The organism is Pragia fontium DSM 5563 = ATCC 49100, assembly GCF_900112475.1.
Lineage (GTDB): Bacteria > Pseudomonadota > Gammaproteobacteria > Enterobacterales > Enterobacteriaceae > Pragia > Pragia fontium.
The window spans coordinates 118,861-139,040 of record NZ_FOLW01000004.1 but is presented as its reverse complement, the minus strand read 5'-3'; the positions used below and the strand labels follow the sequence as shown (position 1 = coordinate 139,040).

The following is a 20,180-nucleotide window of genomic DNA, read 5'->3' as shown; positions in this document are numbered from 1 at the left end:
CCTGTCATTTCTGGCAGGGCATAAAAATATGCGTGATTGATGGATTTACTACAGACGGCCTAGCGCTTCATCTAATTCGATCTCAGCTTCTCTCAGCTTACGCTCTTTCTTAGCGATCTTCTCTGCTTTACCAGATACTCTGGCTTTTTCCAGCTCAGCCTGTCGCTTGGCAACCTTACGCTCTTTATCTGCGACCTTTTGTTCGGCATTAGCACGATAATTTCCGTTTGTGCAGTGTGCCTCAACGTTGCTCAACGCACGCTCTAAACCGGCTAACCGATTCATATTATTATATTGTTTAGCGTACTCCATTTGCTGAAGAATTTTCTCCTTCTTAATCTGACAATAATCTTTGCCACTATAAGCATTACCGGCAAAAACCGTTGGAGAAATGATTAATGGTACGATTAAACAAAGTTTTTTTAACATGCGCTATCTCCCTAAACAGCAATAAGATGTTCTCAACCCTTTGAGAATTTGGAGATACTAACATGCAAGTAATCTTAATCAACACGTTGAAACAATTAGTAGCATTTACTGAAACAATCTTAACCTAATACAAGCGCAACACTTTAGGAATCAACTAAATAATAATAAGTTCCGTTTAGCCTACTCTGGTAAAAACGTCAGTCTTGCTGAAAAAAAGCGGCAAAAAGGGGAAACCGTGGTTTCCCCTTTTTAAACGTCTATGTTAAACGTTTATGCTTATTACTTACTGGTATCTAACTCTGGAAAACTTTTCACCAGATCGTCAATCCCTTTCATCTGCATCAGGAACGGCTCCAGCTTATCCAGCGGCAGTGCTGATGGGCCATCACATTTTGCGTGCAGTGGATCTGGATGAGCCTCAATAAACAGACCAGCAATACCCACAGCCATGCCTGAACGAGCCAACTCAGAAACCTGAGCTCGACGACCACCGGAAGCTGCACCTAACGGGTCACGGCACTGTAGCGCATGGGTAACGTCAAAAATAACAGGATGGCCACCGGTCACCTGTTTCATCACGTTAAAGCCCAACATATCAACCACTAAATTATCATAACCAAAGTTGCTACCACGATCGCACAGAATAACCTGATCGTTTCCGCCTTCTTTAAATTTATCAACGATATTTCCCATTTGACCTGGGCTAACAAACTGTGGCTTTTTAACGTTAATTACCGCACCAGTACGAGCCATTGCCTCAACTAAATCAGTTTGGCGAGCCAAGAATGCCGGCAATTGAATAACATCAACAACTTCTGCTACTGGCTTAGCCTGAGCGATCTCATGAACGTCGGTAATGGTTTTCACGCCGAAAGTTTGTTTCAGCTCCTGAAAAATCTTCATTCCCTCTTCCAGACCTGGGCCACGATAAGAGTGAATGGATGAGCGGTTTGCTTTATCAAAAGAGGCTTTAAATACGTAAGGAATGCCCAATTTCTGCGTAACGGTAACGTAATGTTCACAAATACGCATCGCTAAATCGCGAGATTCCAGCACATTCATACCACCAAACAGGACAAATGGCAGGTCATTCGCTACATTAATGTCGCCAATCTTAACCACTTTCTGACTCATACGGTCGGTTCCTTAATTTTTATCGATAATCTTAATCAGGTTGAAGCAACTTCGATTCCGTTTTTCTCGGACTAGTGAAGCGTAATATTACTCTGTTCAATGCTATTAAGCTGTAGCTTAATAATTTCCGTTACCGGATCTTCCGGGCACTGCTCAACAAAATAGCCGAGATCTTTGGCGGCAATATGATGACATTCCAGTTGCGCGTAGATCAGCCCGCGGTCGCGAATTTCATAAGGGTCTTCCGGATCGAAGCTCAACATCAGCTCACTGGCTCTTAAGGCTAACTCCGGTTGATTTTCCTGCATCAACGCCCCTTTTAGGGACGTTAGCAGCTTCATAATAATCTGGCTATTTTCTGCATCACTCAAGTCTTCATAATCCAGACTCGCACTGATACCTAAATGCCCCTTAAGCCAGGCATCCAAAATATCACAGGTTAATGTCTCACCGTTCAATGGATTAATCACCCAGCTTTCCCCATCTAACCAGTCAGCTTTCACTAATAACTGCGTTGGAAAAATAACCGGATAAAGAGGAATACCTAAGCGTTCAGCGATATACATTAAGATAAGGCCTAAGGATGACGGAGCCCCCTGATGGGTTTTTAACACTTTATCCAACCACAACGTATCGGATAAATTATAAATACCACCGGCACCACCAAATCCCCATGTACCATAGAAAAGGTGCAATAACTGCTCTAATTGCGCATCAGCATCGATATCGACAGAAATAACCGCTCTGGCTTTCTCTGCCAGTAGGTCAAGCTGATGCCAAACTTGCTCCTCAGAAAAATCATCACGAATTAACCGAGTAATCAGACAAATCCCTTCGCTTAACGGGTGGTTGTCAAATTCAAAGTCAGCGATATCTTCGCTTTTCATACATACCCCATCACTAACGGCATTTTATTAATGGCTAAAGTGACTATCAGATACAGACATAATATGGCAGCGATAAAAGCCGTGATTCTAATTTTCTGGTTTTTGGCTCGTTTACCCAAGGCTACATGACCTAAACCAATATAAATAATGACTGCAAACAGTTTTTCCGTCATCCAAGTACCTTGAATGCTGAACGGATAAAAATGCGTAATAAAAATCAGCACAATACCGGTGATGAATAAAACCGTATCATTCAGATGCGGTGCTATTTTGAGCCAGCGTTGCTGCATAATCGCTGCACCACGCCACTTCCAGTAAAAACGGAGAACGAACAATGTGATGCTAATCAGCGCAGTAATAATATGTAATTGCTTTACCCATATGTACATAAATAGCCGTTCCTGTTTTTATATCTGATGCTTATGGCTTGTTGTTCAAGCCTGAGGGTCGAACCAGCGGCCTAGCGTTACACGTTCATTGCCGCCATAGTCCTGATGGGTTGCAATCAATTCAAACCCGCGCTGTTGAAATAACTGGCGAACCTGCTCGCCCTGCGTCCAACCATGTTCAAGCAATAACCATCCTCCTGACTTGAGGTATTCCGGCGCATGCTCAACAATATGACGTAAATCAGCTAAACCTTCCTGAGCAGCAATCAACGCACTATCCGGTTCATAACGGACATCCCCCTGACTCAGGTGAGGGTCCTGCTTATCAATATAAGGGGGATTACTGACTATCATATCAAAATAGGCATCGTTGAATGGCTCGAACCAATCCCCTTGCATAAAATGAACATTGTTGATATTCAGATTATCCGCATTATCCTGCGCCAAAGAAATGGCCTCTGCCTGATAATCAATTCCGGTAACCGAACAGTCCGGCCGCTCACTGCCCAAAGCCAGCGCTATCGCCCCAGTTCCCGTTCCTAGATCGAGAATATCGCAATCTATCGTTGGTAAACGTTCCAGCGCCAGCTCCACCAATTTTTCGGTGTCCGGACGAGGAATTAAAGTGACGGGGGAAACTTTTAACTGCAGTGACCAAAACTCACGGGTGCCGACTAGATAGGCAATAGGTTCCCCGTTTATTCTGCGATTCAGTAATTCATCCAGACGGTTTACCTGATCGGCGGTCAGCATAGTTTCACTGAACGCCATCAGAAAAGTTCGGGTTTTTCCGGTGACATATCCCAGCAAAATTTCCGCATCTCGCTTAGGGCTATCACCACCGGTCAACTTAGTGATGGCTTGTTGAAGCCATTGATTAAATGTCATCAGTTAAAATTATGCATCTTGTTCTGACAGCGCAGCCAATTGGTCTGCCTGATATTCTTGAACAATCGGTTGAATTAACATATCCAACTTCCCTTCCATCACCTCATCCAAACGATATACCGTTAGGTTTATTCGATGGTCAGTAACCCGTCCTTGAGGGAAGTTATAGGTTCTATTACGGTCAGAGCGATCCCCTGAACCTAACAGATTACGACGCGTTGAGGCTTCTTCCGACTGTCGTTTCTGCATTTCTGCAGCTCGGATTCTGGCACCCAACACCGATAACGCTTTCGCTTTGTTCTTATGCTGAGAACGCTCATCCTGACACTCCACCACGATACCGGTAGGTAAGTGGGTAATGCGAATGGCGGAATCCGTGGTGTTAACGTGCTGTCCACCTGCCCCTGATGAGCGGAAGGTATCAATTTTCAAATCAACCGGGTTAATCTCTGGCAATTCAGCCTCCGGGATTTCCGGCAGAATAGCAACTGTACAGGCGGAAGTATGAATGCGCCCTTGTGATTCAGTTTCCGGCACGCGTTGAACCCGATGACCACCCGACTCAAACTTCAGTTGACCATAAACCCCATCACCGGAAATTTTCGCGATAATTTCTTTATAACCACCGTGCTCACCGTCGTTGGCGCTCATGATCTCTACACGCCAGCGGCGGGATTCAGCGTAGCGGCTATACATACGGAACAGGTCACCGGCAAAAATAGCCGCTTCATCGCCGCCAGTACCGGCGCGAACTTCCAGATAACAGTTACGTTCATCATCAGGATCTTGCGGTAGTAATAAAACCTGCAGTTGCTGTTCTAACACTTCCGTCTGCTGTTTGGCTTCATCAATTTCTTCCTGAGCCATTTCACGCATTTCAGGATCGGCCAACATCATTTCTGCCGTGGCCAAATTTTCCTGAACTTGTTGCCACTGACGGAAGCAGTCTGTCACATCGCCCAATTGGGCATATTCTTTTGAAAGTGCACGAAAACGATCCTGATCGGCGATAACCGATGCATCTCCCAGATGTGCCTGTACTTCTTCGTGACGCTCTTGTAGTGCTTCTAACTTAGCTACAATAGAAGGTTTCATGCGTGGCTAAATACCCTATGAATAAAAGAAAACTAATACTGCTCTAGCCCAAGGCTGTCGCGTAATACATTTAACTGTTCCAGATCGCCACTACTAGCCGCTTTCTGTAAAGACTTGGTTGGTGCGTGGATAAGACGGTTGGTTAACTTATTGGAAAGCTCATTAATGGTACTTTCAACATCCGCGCCCTGTTCTATTGCACCCAAGGCTTTTTCTACCAGTTCTTTGCGGATATCGTCCGCCATGGCACGATAATCCTTAATAGTAGAAACGGCCGATTGTGAGCGTATCCACGCCATAAAATTGGCACTTTCCTGCTGAACAATATCTTCAGCCTGCACTGCCGCAGCCTTTCTCTGCGACAGGTTATGTTCAATAATCGCGTGTAAATCATCAACGGTATACAGATAAACGTTTGACAAATCACCGACTTCCGGCTCGATATCCCGCGGTACGGCAATATCAATAAACAGCATGGGTTGGTTGCGTCGCGCCTTCAAAGAACGCTCAACCATCCCTTTACCGATGATGGGTAGCGGGCTGGCGGTAGAACTAATAACAATATCGGCTTTATACAAGCGTTCATCAATCTCAGGTAAGGTAATCACATCAGCCTGAACTTCATTGGCCAATTGCTGTGCTCTTTCCCGGGTTCGGTTAGCAATCACCATTTTCTTAACCTGATGCTCTCGCAAATAACGAGCCACCAGTTCAATGGTTTCACCTGCGCCAACTAACAAAACATTCACATCAGACATCGATTCAAAAATCTGGCGGGCTAAGGTGCAGGCAGCAAATGCGACTGAAACAGCGCTGGAGCCGATTTCCGTTTCAGTTCTGACGCGTTTAGCCACGGAAAAAGACTTCTGAAACAAACGCTCCAACTCAGTATTGAGCTTGCAATGCTCCTGAGACTCGGCAAACGCTTTTTTTACCTGACCGAGAATCTGTGGTTCGCCCAAAACCAAAGAATCCAACCCACTGGCAACACGCATTAAGTGATTAACCGCATCTGAACCTTTATGCCAATAAAGACTCTTGCTCAATTCATCCACAGATAATTTGTGATACTGACACAGCCAGTTAACCAGTTTTTGCTGAGCCTGCTCATCGTGCTCAATACTCAAATACAGTTCTGTTCGGTTACAGGTAGACAGCACAACGCCGCCCTGCACCATGGGTTGTTGGTGCAGGCTATGCAATGCATCACCTAAAGTATCAGGGGAAAAAGTAACCTTCTCTCGCAGTGATACCGGTGCGGTTTTATGATTGATTCCAAGTGCAAGCAGAGTCATGAAACAGTTATTGTTATTGTCCATTCACGGTTGAACCGTTATTTTATTGCGATATTCTACTTGATGCTGACTATCAATAAAAGTGACACGTTAGTGTGATGCCGCCTTTGCAAGATTAATAAGCACAAAACGGTTATACTTCTTGGTGGATAAACAATCCGATTGACGTTTGGCCATAAGCCCTTTAGCGTTACCCATCATTGATAAGATCCCGACGAGAACATCATGAAATTAATACGGACTTCTACGCTTTTAAAACTGATCCCACTGGCTAGCCTATTGTTAACTGCCTGTACCCTGACCGGTAATTCAGGCAGCCCAGCGACATCCGTTACTTCTCCAGAGTGGAAAAAACACGAGCAGCAAGTTAAAACGCTAGAGCAATATCAGACTCGTGGCGCATTCGCCTATATCTCGTCACAACAAAAAGTTTACGCTCGTTTTTACTGGCAACAACAAAATCCTGATCGCTATCGTTTAGTGCTCACCAATCCACTGGGTAATACCGTGATGGAGTTAAATGTACAGCCGGGCTTGGTACAATTAACGGATGATAAAGGCCAGCGTTACGTGAGTGATGACGCCGAAAAAATGATTCAGGAATTAACCGGTATGACCATTCCGCTCAACAATATGCGCCAGTGGATGTTGGGCTTGCCTGCCGATGCCAAAGATTTTACCCTTTCGCCAGAAGCGCGATTGCATAAAGTTTCCCTCACTCAAAATGGGCAGCTTTGGACTGTAGAGTATCAAGATTACAATACCAATGTTCAGCCAGCTCTTCCTAGCCGCTTAGAGATCGTTCATGGCGAAGATCGTATTAAATTGAAAATGGATAACTGGACACTACAATAATGGTGAACTGGCCTTCCCCCGCTAAATTAAATCTATTTTTGTATATTACTGGCCGTCGCCCTGACGGCTACCATGATTTACAAACCCTGTTTCAGTTCCTGGATTACGGTGACACGCTTAATTTTACCGTACGTCAGGACGAGCAAATTCGGCTACTTACGCCTCTTGATGGCGTACCTGAGCAACAAAACCTCATTGTACGGGCTGCAAAACGCCTGCAGCAGTTCAGCGGCTGTAAACTGGGTGCTGATATTACGATTGAGAAAATTTTACCCATGGGTGGCGGCCTCGGCGGCGGTTCCTCCAATGCTGCAACAGTTCTGGTGGCGCTGAACCATCTGTGGAAATGTCATGTTACAGTTGATGAACTGTGCCAAATAGGGCTGGAACTGGGTGCGGACGTACCGGTATTTATTTATGGTCACGCGGCCTTTGCTGAAGGCGTAGGTGAAAAATTTCAGCCGGCAGAACCGAAAGAAAAATGGTATCTGGTTGCACATCCTGGTGTACATATTGCCACTCCGGTGATATTTTCTGATGCAGATTTAATACGCAATACCCCAAAACGGTCATTATTGACCCTTTTGGACACGCCTTTTTCAAATGATTGTGAACCAATCGCAAGAAAAAGGTTCCCCGAGGTTGAACAGCTCATTTCTTGGCTGTTAGAATATGCTCCGTCACGTTTAACTGGAACGGGTGCTTGTGTGTTTGCTGAATTCGAATCTCAAGCAGCTGCCCTGAACGTGTTAAAACAAGCCCCTGAGTGGTTACATGGCTTTGTTGCGCAAGGTGTTAATACCTCTCCGCTGCAATCTGTACTCTCAAGGCAAGAATGAGTCCCACTTTAATGTTGTAATCAAAGCCATATTTGGAGTCGGCCCTGCTTACAACATTTTGTGATCTCTATTTTCGTATATCATCAATGCGTCGGATATTTCGTCAATGGTGATATCTTATCTGGATGCAAGCCTGAGGTTCTTCTCGTGCCTGACATGAAGCTCTTTGCTGGTAACGCTACGCCGGAACTAGCACAACGTGTAGCCAATCGTCTTTATACATCGCTCGGTGACGCCGCCGTAGGCCGTTTTAGTGACGGTGAAGTGAGCGTTCAAATTAATGAAAACGTACGTGGTGGCGATATTTTTATTATCCAATCCACCTGCGCACCAACCAATGACAATTTAATGGAATTAGTCGTTATGGTTGATGCACTGCGTCGTGCCTCTGCTGGTCGTATTACCGCGGTAATTCCTTACTTTGGTTATGCCCGTCAAGACCGTCGCGTACGTTCTGCCCGTGTACCTATTACGGCAAAAGTTGTCGCAGATTTTCTTTCTAGCGTTGGCGTTGACCGCGTATTAACCGTTGATCTGCACGCAGAGCAAATTCAAGGTTTCTTTGATGTACCGGTTGATAACGTTTTTGGTAGTCCAATTTTATTAGAAGATATGCTACAGCAGAATCTGGAAAGCCCAATCGTTGTCTCCCCAGATATCGGTGGTGTTGTACGGGCTCGTGCGATTGCGAAGCTGCTTAACGATACAGATATGGCTATCATTGATAAACGTCGCCCTCGCGCTAACGTTTCTCAGGTTATGCATATTATCGGTGACGTTAACGGTCGTGACTGCGTATTAGTCGATGACATGATCGATACCGGCGGTACCTTGTGTAAAGCAGCTGAAGCACTGAAAGAACGTGGTGCTAAACGCGTATTTGCTTACGCAACACACCCTATCTTCTCTGGTAATGCGGTTGATAACATAAAGAATTCAGTGATTGATGAAGTAGTGGTTTGTGACACTATTCCACTATCGGCTGAAATTAAAGCGATTAACAAAGTTCGTACGTTAACGCTTTCTGGCATGTTGGCTGAAGCTATTCGTCGCATCAGCAATGAAGAGTCAATTTCTGCGATGTTTGAGCACTAATAGAAATTGCCTGAACAAAACCCCGTTATTCATTATGATGAATAGCGGGGTTTTACGTAGTACCGAAAGTCATGCCATAAGATTAAGCGAATAACAATATGCCACTGATACTGACTGGACTATAGTGAGAATTCTTCGCTAATTTCTATAAGTGTTTATGACGATATTTATCATCGTTACAGTGTTTAATCCACCAATAGCGATCGGCAATTCGATCTCTGCCCCCAACACGGGCACCCACCAACCATACTAAAGCACCGATAAAAATACCCATAATAGGAATATGCGCCAAATCGCCAGGTAAAAGAGCTACTCCCCCCATATTACCTACGATGGTCAGGCCGACACCACCAATCATTGAAATCAGACCTAGTCCCATTAAGATGTTACCGAGTAAAACTGCGTTTCTGCGTTTCATAAAGCCCTCCACCAAATATCAAATGCTTGCTGAAGTGACAATCACCATGATTTAACCACGTTTTCATTATGAGTATAGACAGACATCCACAGATAGTGTGTGGTTATGATCACATGCTGCTAAACTTTTCTTACATTTTCCTTACATTTCATTAATTATCCTCTTTAACGATTCATGCTTTCGGCAAAATACTGTGATTTAACAAATCAGCCGTGCACTTTGCCATAACTGATAGCTTTACTTTGTAATTCAAGCCATCGAGGGTAAAATGGCGGGCTTGTTATTTCGACCTTTCTTTGTTTAGGGCAACTACCTGATAAAGAAACTATCGAAACACACCCAATAGCAGTAGGAATGGAATTAATCGTGAGCAGCATTAAATTAATCGTCGGCTTAGCCAATCCGGGGGCAGAATACGCCTTAACCCGTCATAACGCCGGTGCCTGGTATGTTGACCTGCTGGCTGAGCGTTATAACCAATCTCTAAAAGAAGAAGCTAAATTTTTTGGCTATACCGCCCGTCTGAATATAGGTGGACAGGACGTCAGACTCTTGGTCCCTACTACGTTTATGAACCTGAGCGGCAAATCAGTACTGGCTATGGCAAACTTTTTCCGTATTGCTCCAGAAGAAATTTTAGTCGCTCATGACGAACTCGACCTTCCTCCCGGGATTGCCAAACTCAAATTAGGTGGTGGTAATGGTGGACACAACGGCTTAAAAGATATTGCTAATAAATTAGCCAACAACCCGAATTTTTACCGTTTAAGAATTGGTATTGGTCATCCTGGCGATAAAAATAAAGTGACTGGATTTGTATTAGGAAAGCCACCTGCCAGTGAACAAAAAATGATCGATGACGCTATCGATGAGGCCGTTCGCTGCACTGATATCCTAATTAAAGAAGATGTGACTAAGGCAATGAATCGATTACATGCCTTCAAAGCCAGCGTCTGACTTTTTCTACCCGATGGTCAAAAAAATCAGCCGCAGACTTAATAATCTACGGCTGAATATGAGAGCTATCAGCGATCAGCTTTTTATTTTGCGATAAATAAACAAAACTAACATTGCCCCTAACACCGCAATCACCAGACTACCAATGTTAAAGCCATCAACGGAACCAAAACCGAAGAACGAACTGATATATCCCCCGACTAATGCCCCAATAATACCGAGAATGATGGTCATAAAGAAACCACCCCCGTCTTGGCCAGGCATTAACCACTTAGCAATAACACCGACCAGCAATCCTAAGATAATCCAGGCAATAAACCCCATAACTCCCCCTAAAATGACTATTTAATACCGGATAAAGAACCCAACCCGTTATTGTTAACCATACATATCAAGAGTAGATGGTAGCGGTTAATATTTCTATTTTTCAGAGGATATAATAGATGCTGCCTATAACTAAAATTAACCACAAAAATTAACCAACTGATATTTAATCACTTAACATCAAGCAAATTGACTGGATTAGATGTTCGCTAAGTGCTCGATAACCAAAAGATCTTTGCCTGTTTGCAAAATTCGATTTAATTTTTGTTAACGTTGTGCCGCTCTAACCGTAAGCAGTGACACGGTGGAGAACATATATGAATAAAATGAGATGGAATGGGTACACGATTAGTGTGTTCAATGGCAATATCCGTTTCGAAACGGATATTCCAGATGGATTTGTTATTTACGGTGATGAGTTAAAATACATGCTGGCAAAAGTCAATAACTACAGGTTTACCTTATTAAACGACCTTCCGTTTAAAGGCCTCAACGATGTCGCTGAAAAACTTAAAGAAATCACCTGATAGCGCTTTATTATTTACCGCAAAAAGCTCCCCAGGCCTCTTTAGATAACCCATGGGTGCGAATAAATTTTTTGGTTTTGCACAAAGCACGCCTGAGTGCTTTTTTGGCCTGCTCATGCTTAATTCGGCTAGCTGGATGCCGTATCCGCTTTGAAGCCCTTAAATCCGTTCCTAAAATGGTCACGCTATAGCAAATGTCGGTATTCGAACCGTCACTATCAATTTCATGATAAAACTTCATACATCACACCTTCCCTTCTTACGCCATGATAATGATAGTATAGCGAGTCTCTCTGACTGAATAAATGCCTCTAAAATAAAATTCGCCATCGCAATTAACTCTCTGATTATTAATATTTATTATGTATGTTACCCAAAGCGTTTTCATTTGAAATTCATAATAAATTAAAATCATATTTTAATTTTTTTAAACAATAATAATTTTATTAGCATTTGCTAATAAATATGACAATATCAAAACCATAAAAATAACTTGTCGTACAAAACATTTATTGCGGCAGAATATTTTTATTTATTTTCACCATAAATAAAATAATGCACAACATATTTTCGGACAAAAAATATACAATATCAATCAGTGTGTTATCTGAAAAAATCACATATTGATTTAATCGATACCTTAAAAGATTACCATTACAATACCATTTATTTTTTTGTGCTACTCCCTATTGCTAGTATTAAATTCATCCTGTATAAAATCGTCAAACTATAATTTTATTTAATAATTAAATATACAACAGATAAGTTATTGATATTTCCCTGCGTCAGCTGAAAAAATACAAACAATAGACAGTATATAACCCACTATAGAATGTCCATTGAGTATTTCCGCCTATTCAGGTAAGCTGTGGGTAGTATATCTATAATGGATGATAGATGAACATGCACTCAACTAAAGATCCAGTGCATAAATCCGAGGGCGCACATGTGTGCAATGATTTATGTCACTTGACAAGAATGTCGCTAAAACACGCGCATAATATGAAGAAAGCGGAAGCTCAGTCATATTGGCGTCGTTGCATGTTTTTTCTGGCTATCGCTGCCATTATCACTTTTTTCTTCGGTATCGTTTTTTTCAGCACCCCCACATTGATTACCTATTTTATTGAAATGGTAATATCCATTATGGGTATTACCGTTGCACATGCTTGGTTTCGCATTACCATAAACAATAACTATTGGCATAAGAGCTGGTATAAGCACGTAAATCAATTGGAAAAACAGCTGGAACAATGCAGCAAAAAGCCCGTTCGTATGCTGTCTGATCTAAAGTCCAATCAAAATCAGACTCACTCGCTGTTCTTAAACAAAACCCTTAACATTATGTTTTTGCTTTTCTGGTGCATGTTACCGATCATTTCGCTGATGAAATTTTTCTATTATTTTGTTTATGTTAATGGTGTTCCACTCTCATTAATGAATACACTATTTCTATGTATCCCATTCTTAATTATGGTATTTCTTACTATCGCCACCAATGTCTTTATGTGCATGTTTTCCTCTAAAGATGATGCGGAAATAGAAGACAAAGAACTGGACATCTCACTGCAATACAAACCCAATCACCACTGATGCCGAATACCAAATCAGGTATCGACTTAATCAGAATTTAGCGTTTATTTTCTCTTTTTATTGATATTTCACCGTTAGCTCTGGGTAAATTACTTCACTTTTCTTCCCCCTACAGCAGCTGACGTAACCCGTAATATCGGGTATTATTCGTAAAGTTAAATTTTTATCATTCATAAAGTCGTGAATTGACCAGCCCCAAGCGAAGCTCTCTGGTCTTCATTTACGACTTTTTCTTACAGAGTTATAAGGTAACCCGGTGAATATACAGGCTCTTTTATCAGATAAAATTACCCAAGCGCTCATTGCTGCTGGCGCACCTGCAGATTGTGAAGCGCATGTGCGTCAATCAGCTAAAACACAGTTTGGTGATTATCAAGCCAATGGCATTATGGCTGTCGCGAAACAACTCGGACTTCCCCCTCGCCAGCTGGCTGAGCAGGTATTGACTCATCTGGATCTCTCACCGATTGCCAATAAAGTTGAAATCGCCGGTCCGGGATTTATCAATATCTTTTTAGATCCAAACTGGCTGGCTTCTCATGCCGAAGCAGCATTAAAAGACGATAAACTCAACGTCACTCCGGCCAAGAAACAGACCATCGTTGTTGACTACTCAGCGCCTAACGTCGCCAAAGAGATGCACGTAGGCCACCTGCGCTCAACCATTATCGGTGATGCTGTAGTCCGTACTCTGGAGTTTTTAGGTCATAACGTTATCCGCGCCAACCACGTTGGTGACTGGGGAACGCAGTTTGGTATGTTAATTGCCTATCTGGAAAAGATGGAAAATGAACATGCTGATAATATGACCCTGTCCGATTTAGAAGCCTTCTACCGTGCAGCTAAGCAACATTACGACGCCGATCCAGTCTTTGCTGAACGTGCCCGTGAGTACGTGGTTAAGCTACAGGGCGGCGATGAATATTGCCGTTCAATGTGGCGTAAACTGGTCGATGTCACCATGCATCAGAATATCCTGACCTACCAACGTTTAAACGTGACGTTAACCGTCGACGACGTTATGGGTGAGAGCATCTATAATGCAATGCTGCCAGGCATCGTGGCTGACCTCAAAGCCCGAGGTATCGCTGAAGAAAGCGAAGGCGCTATCGTTGTTTATTTGAATGAGTTTAAAAACAAAGAAGGTGAACCGATGGGCGTAATCATTCAAAAGAATGATGGCGGCTACCTCTACACCACCACGGATATTGCCTGCGCTAAATACCGTTATGAAACCCTTGGCGCTGAACGCGTGCTTTACTATATCGACTCTCGTCAGCATCAACACCTGATGCAGGCATGGACAATCGTACGTAAAGCCGGTTATATCCCTGATGATGTCTCTCTGGAACACCATATGTTCGGTATGATGCTGGGTAAAGACGGCAAACCGTTCAAAACGCGTTCTGGCGGCACCATTAAGCTATCCGACCTGTTAGATGAAGCGATTGAAAACGCCGATGCTAAACTGCATTCATTGATTCTGGATAAAAACCCGGATATGCAGCCCGATGAGCTGCGTGAAGTAATTAACGCCGTTGGTATCGGTGCCGTGAAGTATTCCGACTTATCGAAAAACCGCACCACAGACTATATCTTCGACTGGGATATTATGTTGGCGCTGGAAGGCAACACCGCACCATATATGCAATATGCCTACACCCGTGTCGCTTCTATCTTTAAACGTGCTGGCATCGACGAAAACAATCTGACCGGTACACTGAACATCACCGACGATCGGGAAAAAGCGCTGGCAACCCGTCTATTACAGTTTGAAGAAACGCTGTATACCGTTGCCCGCGAAGGAACGCCACATGTGATGTGTGCCTATTTGTATGATGTAGCCGGCTTATTCTCCGGTTTCTATGAGAACTGCCCTATTCTGAACGCCGATGACGAGGCGACGCGCCAGAGCCGCTTGAAGCTTGCTGCGTTAACCGCCCGTACGCTGAAAATCGGTTTAGATACGCTGGGTATTCAGACCGTAGAGCGAATGTAAGAAAGATAGGCCTAGGAGCTTAATTTTAAGGACATAAATGTATTTTCTCTTTATGTCCTTTTTATTGAGCGCTGGAATTCAGCCGACAACTGAGTGAGGGAGCACGCGCATCAGGGATGATGGGCGAGGCGCTGCTTCTCCGGACTAAATGGCGTTAGCCATTTTGAACAGCACTTGTGCTGGCCCGTTAGGGTGAGACTTATGCAATAAGGCGAATAACAGAATCAGCGCCGGTGCGTTAACCCGAACGAAGGCGGAGGGAAGTCGCCGTAGGCGACCTGAATTCGGGGGCGAAGGCGCGGGTGTGCAGAGGGCGTTCGCCCTTAACGCCCTCTGCTCGGCCACGTGTACCACCGTTAATTCATTCTCCGTACTTATAGTGGACGAAACTTTCGCTGTTATTAAACTTACCTAACAAGCAGTTAACTGCCTTACTATTTAATCCAACCTTACCCTATCCTGCGAGCAAAATCCCTAATCCGGAATCCCAACGCGGCCAGCGTACCAAAATAAGCCACAACACCGACCACCACTATCAAGAGCAGCCTCAGAATTCGCATCAGCATATTTCCTTCATCCCAAGCGGGCATAATATACATCATGCCGATTAATGCGGCGGTCATTACCAGCAATGCTGCGATCAATTTCAGAAAGAAGCTTCCCCATCCTGCCTTCGGCTGAAAATACTGACGTTTATGCAACTGCCAATAAAGTAAACCGGCGTTGATGCAGGCAGCAATACCAATCGATAACGCCAGACCCGCATGTTTTAACGGACCAATAAATGCCAGATTCATTAACTGAGTGGCGCATAGGGTAAAAATTGCGATTCTAACCGGTGTTTTGATGTCCTGGCGTGAATAGAACCCTGGTGCCAGCACTTTCACCAAAATCAGCCCCATTAACCCGATAGAATAGGCAATCAGCGCCTGACGCGTCATAGCCGCATCGTGAGCGCTAAACTGACCATACTGAAACAAAGACTTAATCAAGGGTTCTGACATCACACCCAGCGCCACAGAACACGGTAAAGCCAGTAAAAAGCAAAGTCTAAGCCCCCAATCCATCAAGCTTGAATATTCTTCACTATTTCCACTGGAGAAGCTCTTGGCCAGCGATGGCAGCAAAATTGTCCCTAATGCCACGCCTAATACGCCGGAAGGCAGTTCCATCAGGCGGTCAGCGTAATACATCCAAGACACTGAGCCAGAAGCCAGAAATGAAGCAAAAATAGTATTGATAATCAAAGAAATTTGGCTAACAGAAACCCCGAGTATCGCTGGCCCCATTTGCTTCATCACCCGCCAGACGCCGCTGTCCTTCAGGTTGATTCTTGGCAGTACCAACATACCGATCTTTTTTAAGTGAGGCAGTTGATAAAGCAGTTGTAAAATCCCCCCCACTACAACCGCCCATGCCAGCGCCACAACCGGAGGATCGAAATATGGCGCACCAAACAGGGCAAAGCCAATCATACTAACGTTCAGCAGCGTTGGCGCAAATGCCGGCACCGAAAAACGGTTCCAGGTATTCAGAATGGCTCCGGCCAACGACGCCAGCGAAATCAATAAAATATACGGGAAAGTGATGCGTAACAGCTCAGTGGTTAAGGCAAATTTCTCTGGTTCATCACTAAACCCGGGGGCGGTCACCCAGATAATCCAGGGAGCGGCAACAATGCCTAAAAACGTCACCAACGCCAGAACTAAGGTCAATAACCCGGAGACATAGGCAATAAAGGTTCTCGTCGCCTCTTCGCCATGTTGAGTTTTATACTCAGCTAAAATTGGCACAAAAGCCTGAGAAAATGCGCCTTCAGCAAAAATCCGCCGCAATAAGTTAGGCAGTTTAAATGCGACAAAAAAAGCATCCGTCGCCATACCGGCACCAAACGCCCGCGCCACAATAGCATCACGGGCAAAGCCCAAAACTCGAGAAACCATTGTCATGGAGCTGACAGCGGCCAGTGATTTTAATAAATTCATGTAATTTCAACGATTCTTATTAATGGCACCGCAGGCTGTTGCGATGACTGACTGAGGCGTAGTTTACGGTTACTGAATGGAATCACCAATCTAAAAGCGTATAAAAATATTATTTTTCCCCTGCATGCTTACACAGCCTCACCTTGCAGGGGAAAATAATACTCAACAAACTAAATTAACGTGACACCGTCACCAATTAACCTACCAATATTTCAAGCTTCTCACTAAGTTCTGCAACCTGTTGTTTAAGCTGTTCCACTTCACTTTCTAACTGTTGCAGTCGCTCGCCCAACTCGCTGGATTGCGGGGCTTCAGAAGCGTTACTTGGCACACCTGCCTCGACCGGGCCGCAAAATAAATGGGCATATCGACACTCTCTTCTGCCCGGCTCTCGCTCCAGCTTAACCACAAAGGGGCCATCTTCTCGGCTGGCTAAGCCTTCCAGCACCTGTTCCACTTCACTAATATCACTAAACTCATACAAGCGGTTAGAGCGGGTTCTGAGTTCCCCTGGAGTTTGTGGTCCGCGTAGCAATAATAAACAGATGACTGCCAATTCATCTGCGGACAGTTTGAAATTACCAAACTCAGTATTACAAAAACGATGAACATATTTCGCAACTCGCCCACCAGTTCCCGCCGCCTGACGTATCAAGTGCTTTTTTTGCAAACTGTCCAACGTGTCCTGAATATCAAACTCACTCAGTTCCATCACCGGATCCCGGCTGGTTTTCTGATTACAGGCAACCATCAGGCCATTTAACGATAGTGGATATTGATCCGGCGTGGTGACTTCTTTTTCTAACATACTGCCGATAACGCGCGCTTCTTTATCCGTTAACTGATATTTCATGATTCAATTCCTTAAATTGCCGGTTTCCAGTCAAGATTAACCAGCGCCATCATCACATGATCTTGCCAATTTCCATCAATCCGCAGATAGCTTTTCGCATACCCTTCCCGCTCAAAACCCAGGCGCAACAACAAATTACCACTGCGATGATTATGCGGCATATAGTTAGCCATAATTCGGTGCATTTTTTGTTGGTTAAACATATAACGCAGTACCGGCTGTAATGCTTCGTACATCAATCCCTGACCCTGCCATTTTTGTCCCAACGAGTACCCTAAAATACAGGCGTGAAAATCACCCCGAATAACGTTACTAAAGTTGGCTACACCAATGACCTCTTTTTCTTCCGGATCGAGCAACAAAAAATAGTAGGCATTGCCCTGTTTATGTAACTCATTAATCAGATTTAGCCGTACTTGCCAGCCAGAGGGGTGGCAATAACTCTGATCGCGTACCGGTTCCCAAGGTTTAAGAAAGTCTTTATTCTCGGTGTAATACTCTGCAAGCCGGTAGGCATCACGCTCACAGGCAAGGCGCACAATCAGGCGATCCGTCGTTAATGATACTTTAGGAACATTAGAACGATAGCCAAACATCCTCACCCCTTATTCAAACATTGAAAGACCGCATTAAAAGATAAAACTAGTTTACTAAAATAGTATCGTTATTCAGCAATTAAGTTCAAAATAGCCAACAATTCCCTCTCTGTTTATTTCTTCTTTCGCTTACGGTGAATTATGCCACGGGTGTCGCGAGTCAGAAGCTTAGGTAAGTATTTTCTATTATTAGATAACTTGCTAGTTGTGTTGGGTTTTTTTGTCGTTTTTCCACTCATTTCTATTCGTTTTGTTGATCAGCTTGGTTGGGCGGCATTAATTGTCGGCTTGGCATTGGGTCTTCGTCAATTTTTACAACAGGGATTGGGCATTTTTGGCGGTGCGTTGGCTGACCGCTTTGGCGCTAAACCGTTGATCGTGACCGGTATGCTGTTACGCGCAGCGGGGTTTGCCTCGATGGCGATGGCTGACCAACCGTGGATATTGATGCTCTCCTGTGCACTTTCTGCCTTTGGCGGTACCCTATTCGATCCTCCACGAGTCGCTTTGGTAATAAAACTGACCCGCCCACATGAACGAGGGCGTTTTTATTCATTGCTGATGATGCAAGATAGCGCCGGCGTGGTAGTTGGCGCACTCTTAGGCAGTTGGTTACTGCGTTATGATTTTCACTGGGTGTGCTGGTTTGGCGCCGGATTTTTTGTTTTAGCCGCTGCGCTTAACGCTTTTGTTTTACCAGCTTATCGTGTCTCTTCCTCGGTAAGAGCACCGATTATGAACGGCATTAAAGCGGCTATTCATGACGCCCATTTTCGCCGCTATGTGTTAACCCTGACTGGCTACTATGTGTTATCCATCCAAGTCATGCTGATGCTGCCATTACTGGTAAATGAAGTGTCAGGTGCGCCAGAAACCATTCGTTGGATGTATCTAATTCAGGCCATTCTTTCTCTTTCCCTGCTTTATCCTATTGCACGTTGGAGTGAAAAGTATTTTCGCCTCGACCAACGCTTGATGGCGGGATTATTACTAATGACTTTTAGTCTGATGCCTCTGGGTTTTGTCGGCTCCTTGTCTGGGGTGCTGGCACTGATATTTTTCTTTTACCTTGGTTTGATTATTGCCGAGCCGGCCAGAGAAACTCTCAGTGCGGCACTCTCCAATCCTCACGCCAGAGCCAGCTATATGGGATTCAGTAGATTAGGTCTGGCATTTGGCGGTGCTATTGGTTATACCGGCGGGGGCTGGCTTTATGATATCGGCCATGAACTCAATCTGCCCCAAATACCGTGGCTATTGTTGGGGGTTATTGGTATCGTGACGGCGCTGGCGCTGTATCGGCAGTTCTCACCTAGCCGTATCAATGACAAAGCTGCTATTTCCTGAACTGAATTAATTTTGCCCTGTCTATACAGGAATTGTTACTCTACAGATAACTGAACCGTATCTGTTTTTATTGATTAAAGGGTTTGTATGTCTAAATTTTTTTCGCGTATTTTTGCCGTTCTGATTATCGGCTCTCTGTTTGGTTGTAGTCAGGTGACGCAATATTCATTAAGCGAGCAGTCGATTAACCAATATTTAGCCAGCCATACTGAAAAAGCATCTCGCAGTTTTAACCTGAGTGGATTGGTCAATGCCAATTTATCGCTGAATAATCTTAATGTTACCATCGGTCGCAGTGTCCCGAATAAAGTTACCCTTTCCGGTAATGCGCTATTCGATGTTTCTTCTATTCTGGGTAATCAGGATGCCAATCTACAGTTAACCATTAATGCCCGCCCGGATTTTGATCCGGTTAAAGGCGCTATTTATCTGAAAGATTTAGAACTGGCCGATTACGACTTGAAAACTAATCAAGGTGCAGTGAAAAACGTCAAAACCTTTATCCCTTTGCTTAATAGCGCGTTACAGCTCTATTTCAACGATCAGCCAGTTTATGTGCTGAATCCAAGCAACAGCGCACTGGAAGCTACGGCACAAAAGTTAGCGAAAGGTATTGAAGTCAAAGAAGGTAAATTGGTGTTTGAGTTTATTAAATAGTTTTTTCTGAATAAATAA

The 20,180-nt window shown here is 44.1% G+C and carries 22 protein-coding genes; 9 read left to right on the top strand and 13 right to left on the bottom strand.

The window, feature by feature from the left end:
- Nucleotides 1-48 precede the first annotated feature (48 nt).
- The 7 genes from BMZ28_RS08190 to hemA form a co-directional block, all read right to left on the bottom strand.
- Complete coding sequence (locus BMZ28_RS08190; RefSeq protein ID WP_047781167.1) at nucleotides 49-429, bottom strand: DUF1090 domain-containing protein; 381 nt, start codon at nucleotides 427-429, stop codon at nucleotides 49-51.
- A 279-nt stretch (nucleotides 430-708) separates the two neighbouring features.
- Nucleotides 709-1,563: a 3-deoxy-8-phosphooctulonate synthase gene (gene kdsA / locus BMZ28_RS08185; RefSeq protein ID WP_047781168.1), complete on the bottom strand. Its 855-nt coding sequence runs from the start codon at nucleotides 1,561-1,563 to the stop codon at nucleotides 709-711.
- Nucleotides 1,564-1,634: 71 nt separating this feature from the next.
- On the bottom strand, nucleotides 1,635-2,450 hold the full coding sequence (sirB1, locus tag BMZ28_RS08180; protein ID WP_047781169.1) for an invasion regulator SirB1: 816 nt from the start codon (nucleotides 2,448-2,450) through the stop codon (nucleotides 1,635-1,637).
- Nucleotides 2,447-2,839 carry a SirB2 family protein gene (locus tag BMZ28_RS08175; RefSeq protein ID WP_074822248.1) on the bottom strand — a complete coding sequence of 131 codons (393 nt, stop codon included), beginning with the start codon at nucleotides 2,837-2,839 and terminating at the stop codon, nucleotides 2,447-2,449. The genes sirB1 and BMZ28_RS08175 overlap by 4 nt, the downstream gene beginning before the upstream one ends.
- 45 nt (nucleotides 2,840-2,884) lie before the next feature.
- A complete protein-coding gene (prmC, locus tag BMZ28_RS08170; protein ID WP_047781171.1) occupies nucleotides 2,885-3,727 on the bottom strand; it encodes a peptide chain release factor N(5)-glutamine methyltransferase in 843 nt (280 codons plus the stop codon).
- A 9-nt stretch (nucleotides 3,728-3,736) separates the two neighbouring features.
- Nucleotides 3,737-4,822 carry a peptide chain release factor 1 gene (prfA, locus tag BMZ28_RS08165; protein WP_047781172.1) on the bottom strand — a complete coding sequence of 362 codons (1,086 nt, stop codon included), beginning with the start codon at nucleotides 4,820-4,822 and terminating at the stop codon, nucleotides 3,737-3,739.
- 32 nt (nucleotides 4,823-4,854) lie between these two features.
- Entirely contained in the window at nucleotides 4,855-6,117 is a 1,263-nt protein-coding gene (gene hemA / locus BMZ28_RS08160) for a glutamyl-tRNA reductase (protein WP_074822451.1), read from the bottom strand.
- A gap of 225 nt (nucleotides 6,118-6,342) precedes the next feature.
- Here hemA and lolB point away from each other — a divergent pair, with 225 nt between their 5' ends.
- From lolB to prs, 3 genes are all read left to right on the top strand, one after another.
- Nucleotides 6,343-6,972 (top strand): lipoprotein insertase outer membrane protein LolB, encoded by a 630-nt coding sequence (lolB, locus tag BMZ28_RS08155; RefSeq protein ID WP_047781173.1) that lies wholly within the window; start codon nucleotides 6,343-6,345, stop codon nucleotides 6,970-6,972.
- Nucleotides 6,972-7,811, top strand: a complete 840-nt coding sequence (ispE, locus tag BMZ28_RS08150) for a 4-(cytidine 5'-diphospho)-2-C-methyl-D-erythritol kinase (protein WP_126467655.1) — start codon at nucleotides 6,972-6,974, stop codon at nucleotides 7,809-7,811. The genes lolB and ispE overlap by 1 nt, the downstream gene beginning before the upstream one ends.
- Before the next feature lie 147 nt (nucleotides 7,812-7,958).
- Nucleotides 7,959-8,906 carry a ribose-phosphate diphosphokinase gene (prs, locus tag BMZ28_RS08145; protein ID WP_047781175.1) on the top strand — a complete coding sequence of 316 codons (948 nt, stop codon included), beginning with the start codon at nucleotides 7,959-7,961 and terminating at the stop codon, nucleotides 8,904-8,906.
- A gap of 145 nt (nucleotides 8,907-9,051) precedes the next feature.
- Here the strand turns inward: prs and ychH are convergent, their stop codons facing one another.
- Nucleotides 9,052-9,324 carry a stress-induced protein YchH gene (gene ychH / locus BMZ28_RS08140; RefSeq protein ID WP_047781176.1) on the bottom strand — a complete coding sequence of 91 codons (273 nt, stop codon included), beginning with the start codon at nucleotides 9,322-9,324 and terminating at the stop codon, nucleotides 9,052-9,054.
- Nucleotides 9,325-9,690: 366 nt separating this feature from the next.
- Here ychH and pth point away from each other — a divergent pair, with 366 nt between their 5' ends.
- Nucleotides 9,691-10,281 carry an aminoacyl-tRNA hydrolase gene (gene pth / locus BMZ28_RS08135; RefSeq protein ID WP_047782641.1) on the top strand — a complete coding sequence of 197 codons (591 nt, stop codon included), beginning with the start codon at nucleotides 9,691-9,693 and terminating at the stop codon, nucleotides 10,279-10,281.
- A gap of 75 nt (nucleotides 10,282-10,356) precedes the next feature.
- Here the strand turns inward: pth and BMZ28_RS08130 are convergent, their stop codons facing one another.
- Nucleotides 10,357-10,605, bottom strand: coding sequence for a GlsB/YeaQ/YmgE family stress response membrane protein (locus tag BMZ28_RS08130; RefSeq protein WP_047781177.1), 249 nt, complete (start codon nucleotides 10,603-10,605; stop codon nucleotides 10,357-10,359).
- Nucleotides 10,606-10,922: 317 nt separating this feature from the next.
- Here BMZ28_RS08130 and BMZ28_RS08125 point away from each other — a divergent pair, with 317 nt between their 5' ends.
- Nucleotides 10,923-11,132, top strand: coding sequence for a hypothetical protein (locus BMZ28_RS08125; RefSeq protein WP_047781178.1), 210 nt, complete (start codon nucleotides 10,923-10,925; stop codon nucleotides 11,130-11,132).
- Between the two features lie 10 nt (nucleotides 11,133-11,142).
- On the opposite strand, the gene BMZ28_RS08120 is transcribed toward BMZ28_RS08125, so the two are convergent.
- A complete protein-coding gene (locus BMZ28_RS08120) occupies nucleotides 11,143-11,373 on the bottom strand; it encodes a hypothetical protein (protein WP_047781179.1) in 231 nt (76 codons plus the stop codon).
- A 656-nt stretch (nucleotides 11,374-12,029) separates the two neighbouring features.
- Here BMZ28_RS08120 and BMZ28_RS08115 point away from each other — a divergent pair.
- Together BMZ28_RS08115 and argS are read left to right on the top strand one after the other, a co-directional pair.
- Nucleotides 12,030-12,725 (top strand): RipA family octameric membrane protein, encoded by a 696-nt coding sequence (locus tag BMZ28_RS08115; RefSeq protein WP_437438247.1) that lies wholly within the window; start codon nucleotides 12,030-12,032, stop codon nucleotides 12,723-12,725.
- 256 nt (nucleotides 12,726-12,981) lie between these two features.
- A complete protein-coding gene (gene argS / locus BMZ28_RS08110) occupies nucleotides 12,982-14,724 on the top strand; it encodes an arginine--tRNA ligase (RefSeq protein ID WP_074822239.1) in 1,743 nt (580 codons plus the stop codon).
- A 449-nt stretch (nucleotides 14,725-15,173) separates the two neighbouring features.
- Here argS and murJ read toward each other — a convergent pair whose 3' ends face one another.
- The 3 genes from murJ to rimJ all read right to left on the bottom strand — a co-directional run bounded on the left by murJ (nucleotide 15,174) and on the right by rimJ (nucleotide 18,158).
- Nucleotides 15,174-16,709, bottom strand: coding sequence for a murein biosynthesis integral membrane protein MurJ (murJ, locus tag BMZ28_RS08105; protein ID WP_074822236.1), 1,536 nt, complete (start codon nucleotides 16,707-16,709; stop codon nucleotides 15,174-15,176).
- 196 nt (nucleotides 16,710-16,905) lie between these two features.
- On the bottom strand, nucleotides 16,906-17,562 hold the full coding sequence (locus BMZ28_RS08100; protein WP_074822233.1) for a YceH family protein: 657 nt from the start codon (nucleotides 17,560-17,562) through the stop codon (nucleotides 16,906-16,908).
- Between the two features lie 11 nt (nucleotides 17,563-17,573).
- A complete protein-coding gene (gene rimJ / locus BMZ28_RS08095; protein ID WP_074822229.1) occupies nucleotides 17,574-18,158 on the bottom strand; it encodes a ribosomal protein S5-alanine N-acetyltransferase in 585 nt (194 codons plus the stop codon).
- A 141-nt stretch (nucleotides 18,159-18,299) separates the two neighbouring features.
- On the opposite strand from rimJ, the gene mdtH reads away from it, so the two are divergent.
- Nucleotides 18,300-19,505, top strand: a complete 1,206-nt coding sequence (gene mdtH, locus BMZ28_RS08090) for a multidrug efflux MFS transporter MdtH (RefSeq protein WP_074822228.1) — start codon at nucleotides 18,300-18,302, stop codon at nucleotides 19,503-19,505.
- 87 nt (nucleotides 19,506-19,592) lie between these two features.
- On the top strand, nucleotides 19,593-20,162 hold the full coding sequence (locus BMZ28_RS08085) for a lipoprotein (RefSeq protein WP_047781187.1): 570 nt from the start codon (nucleotides 19,593-19,595) through the stop codon (nucleotides 20,160-20,162).
- Nucleotides 20,163-20,180: the final 18 nt, after the last annotated feature.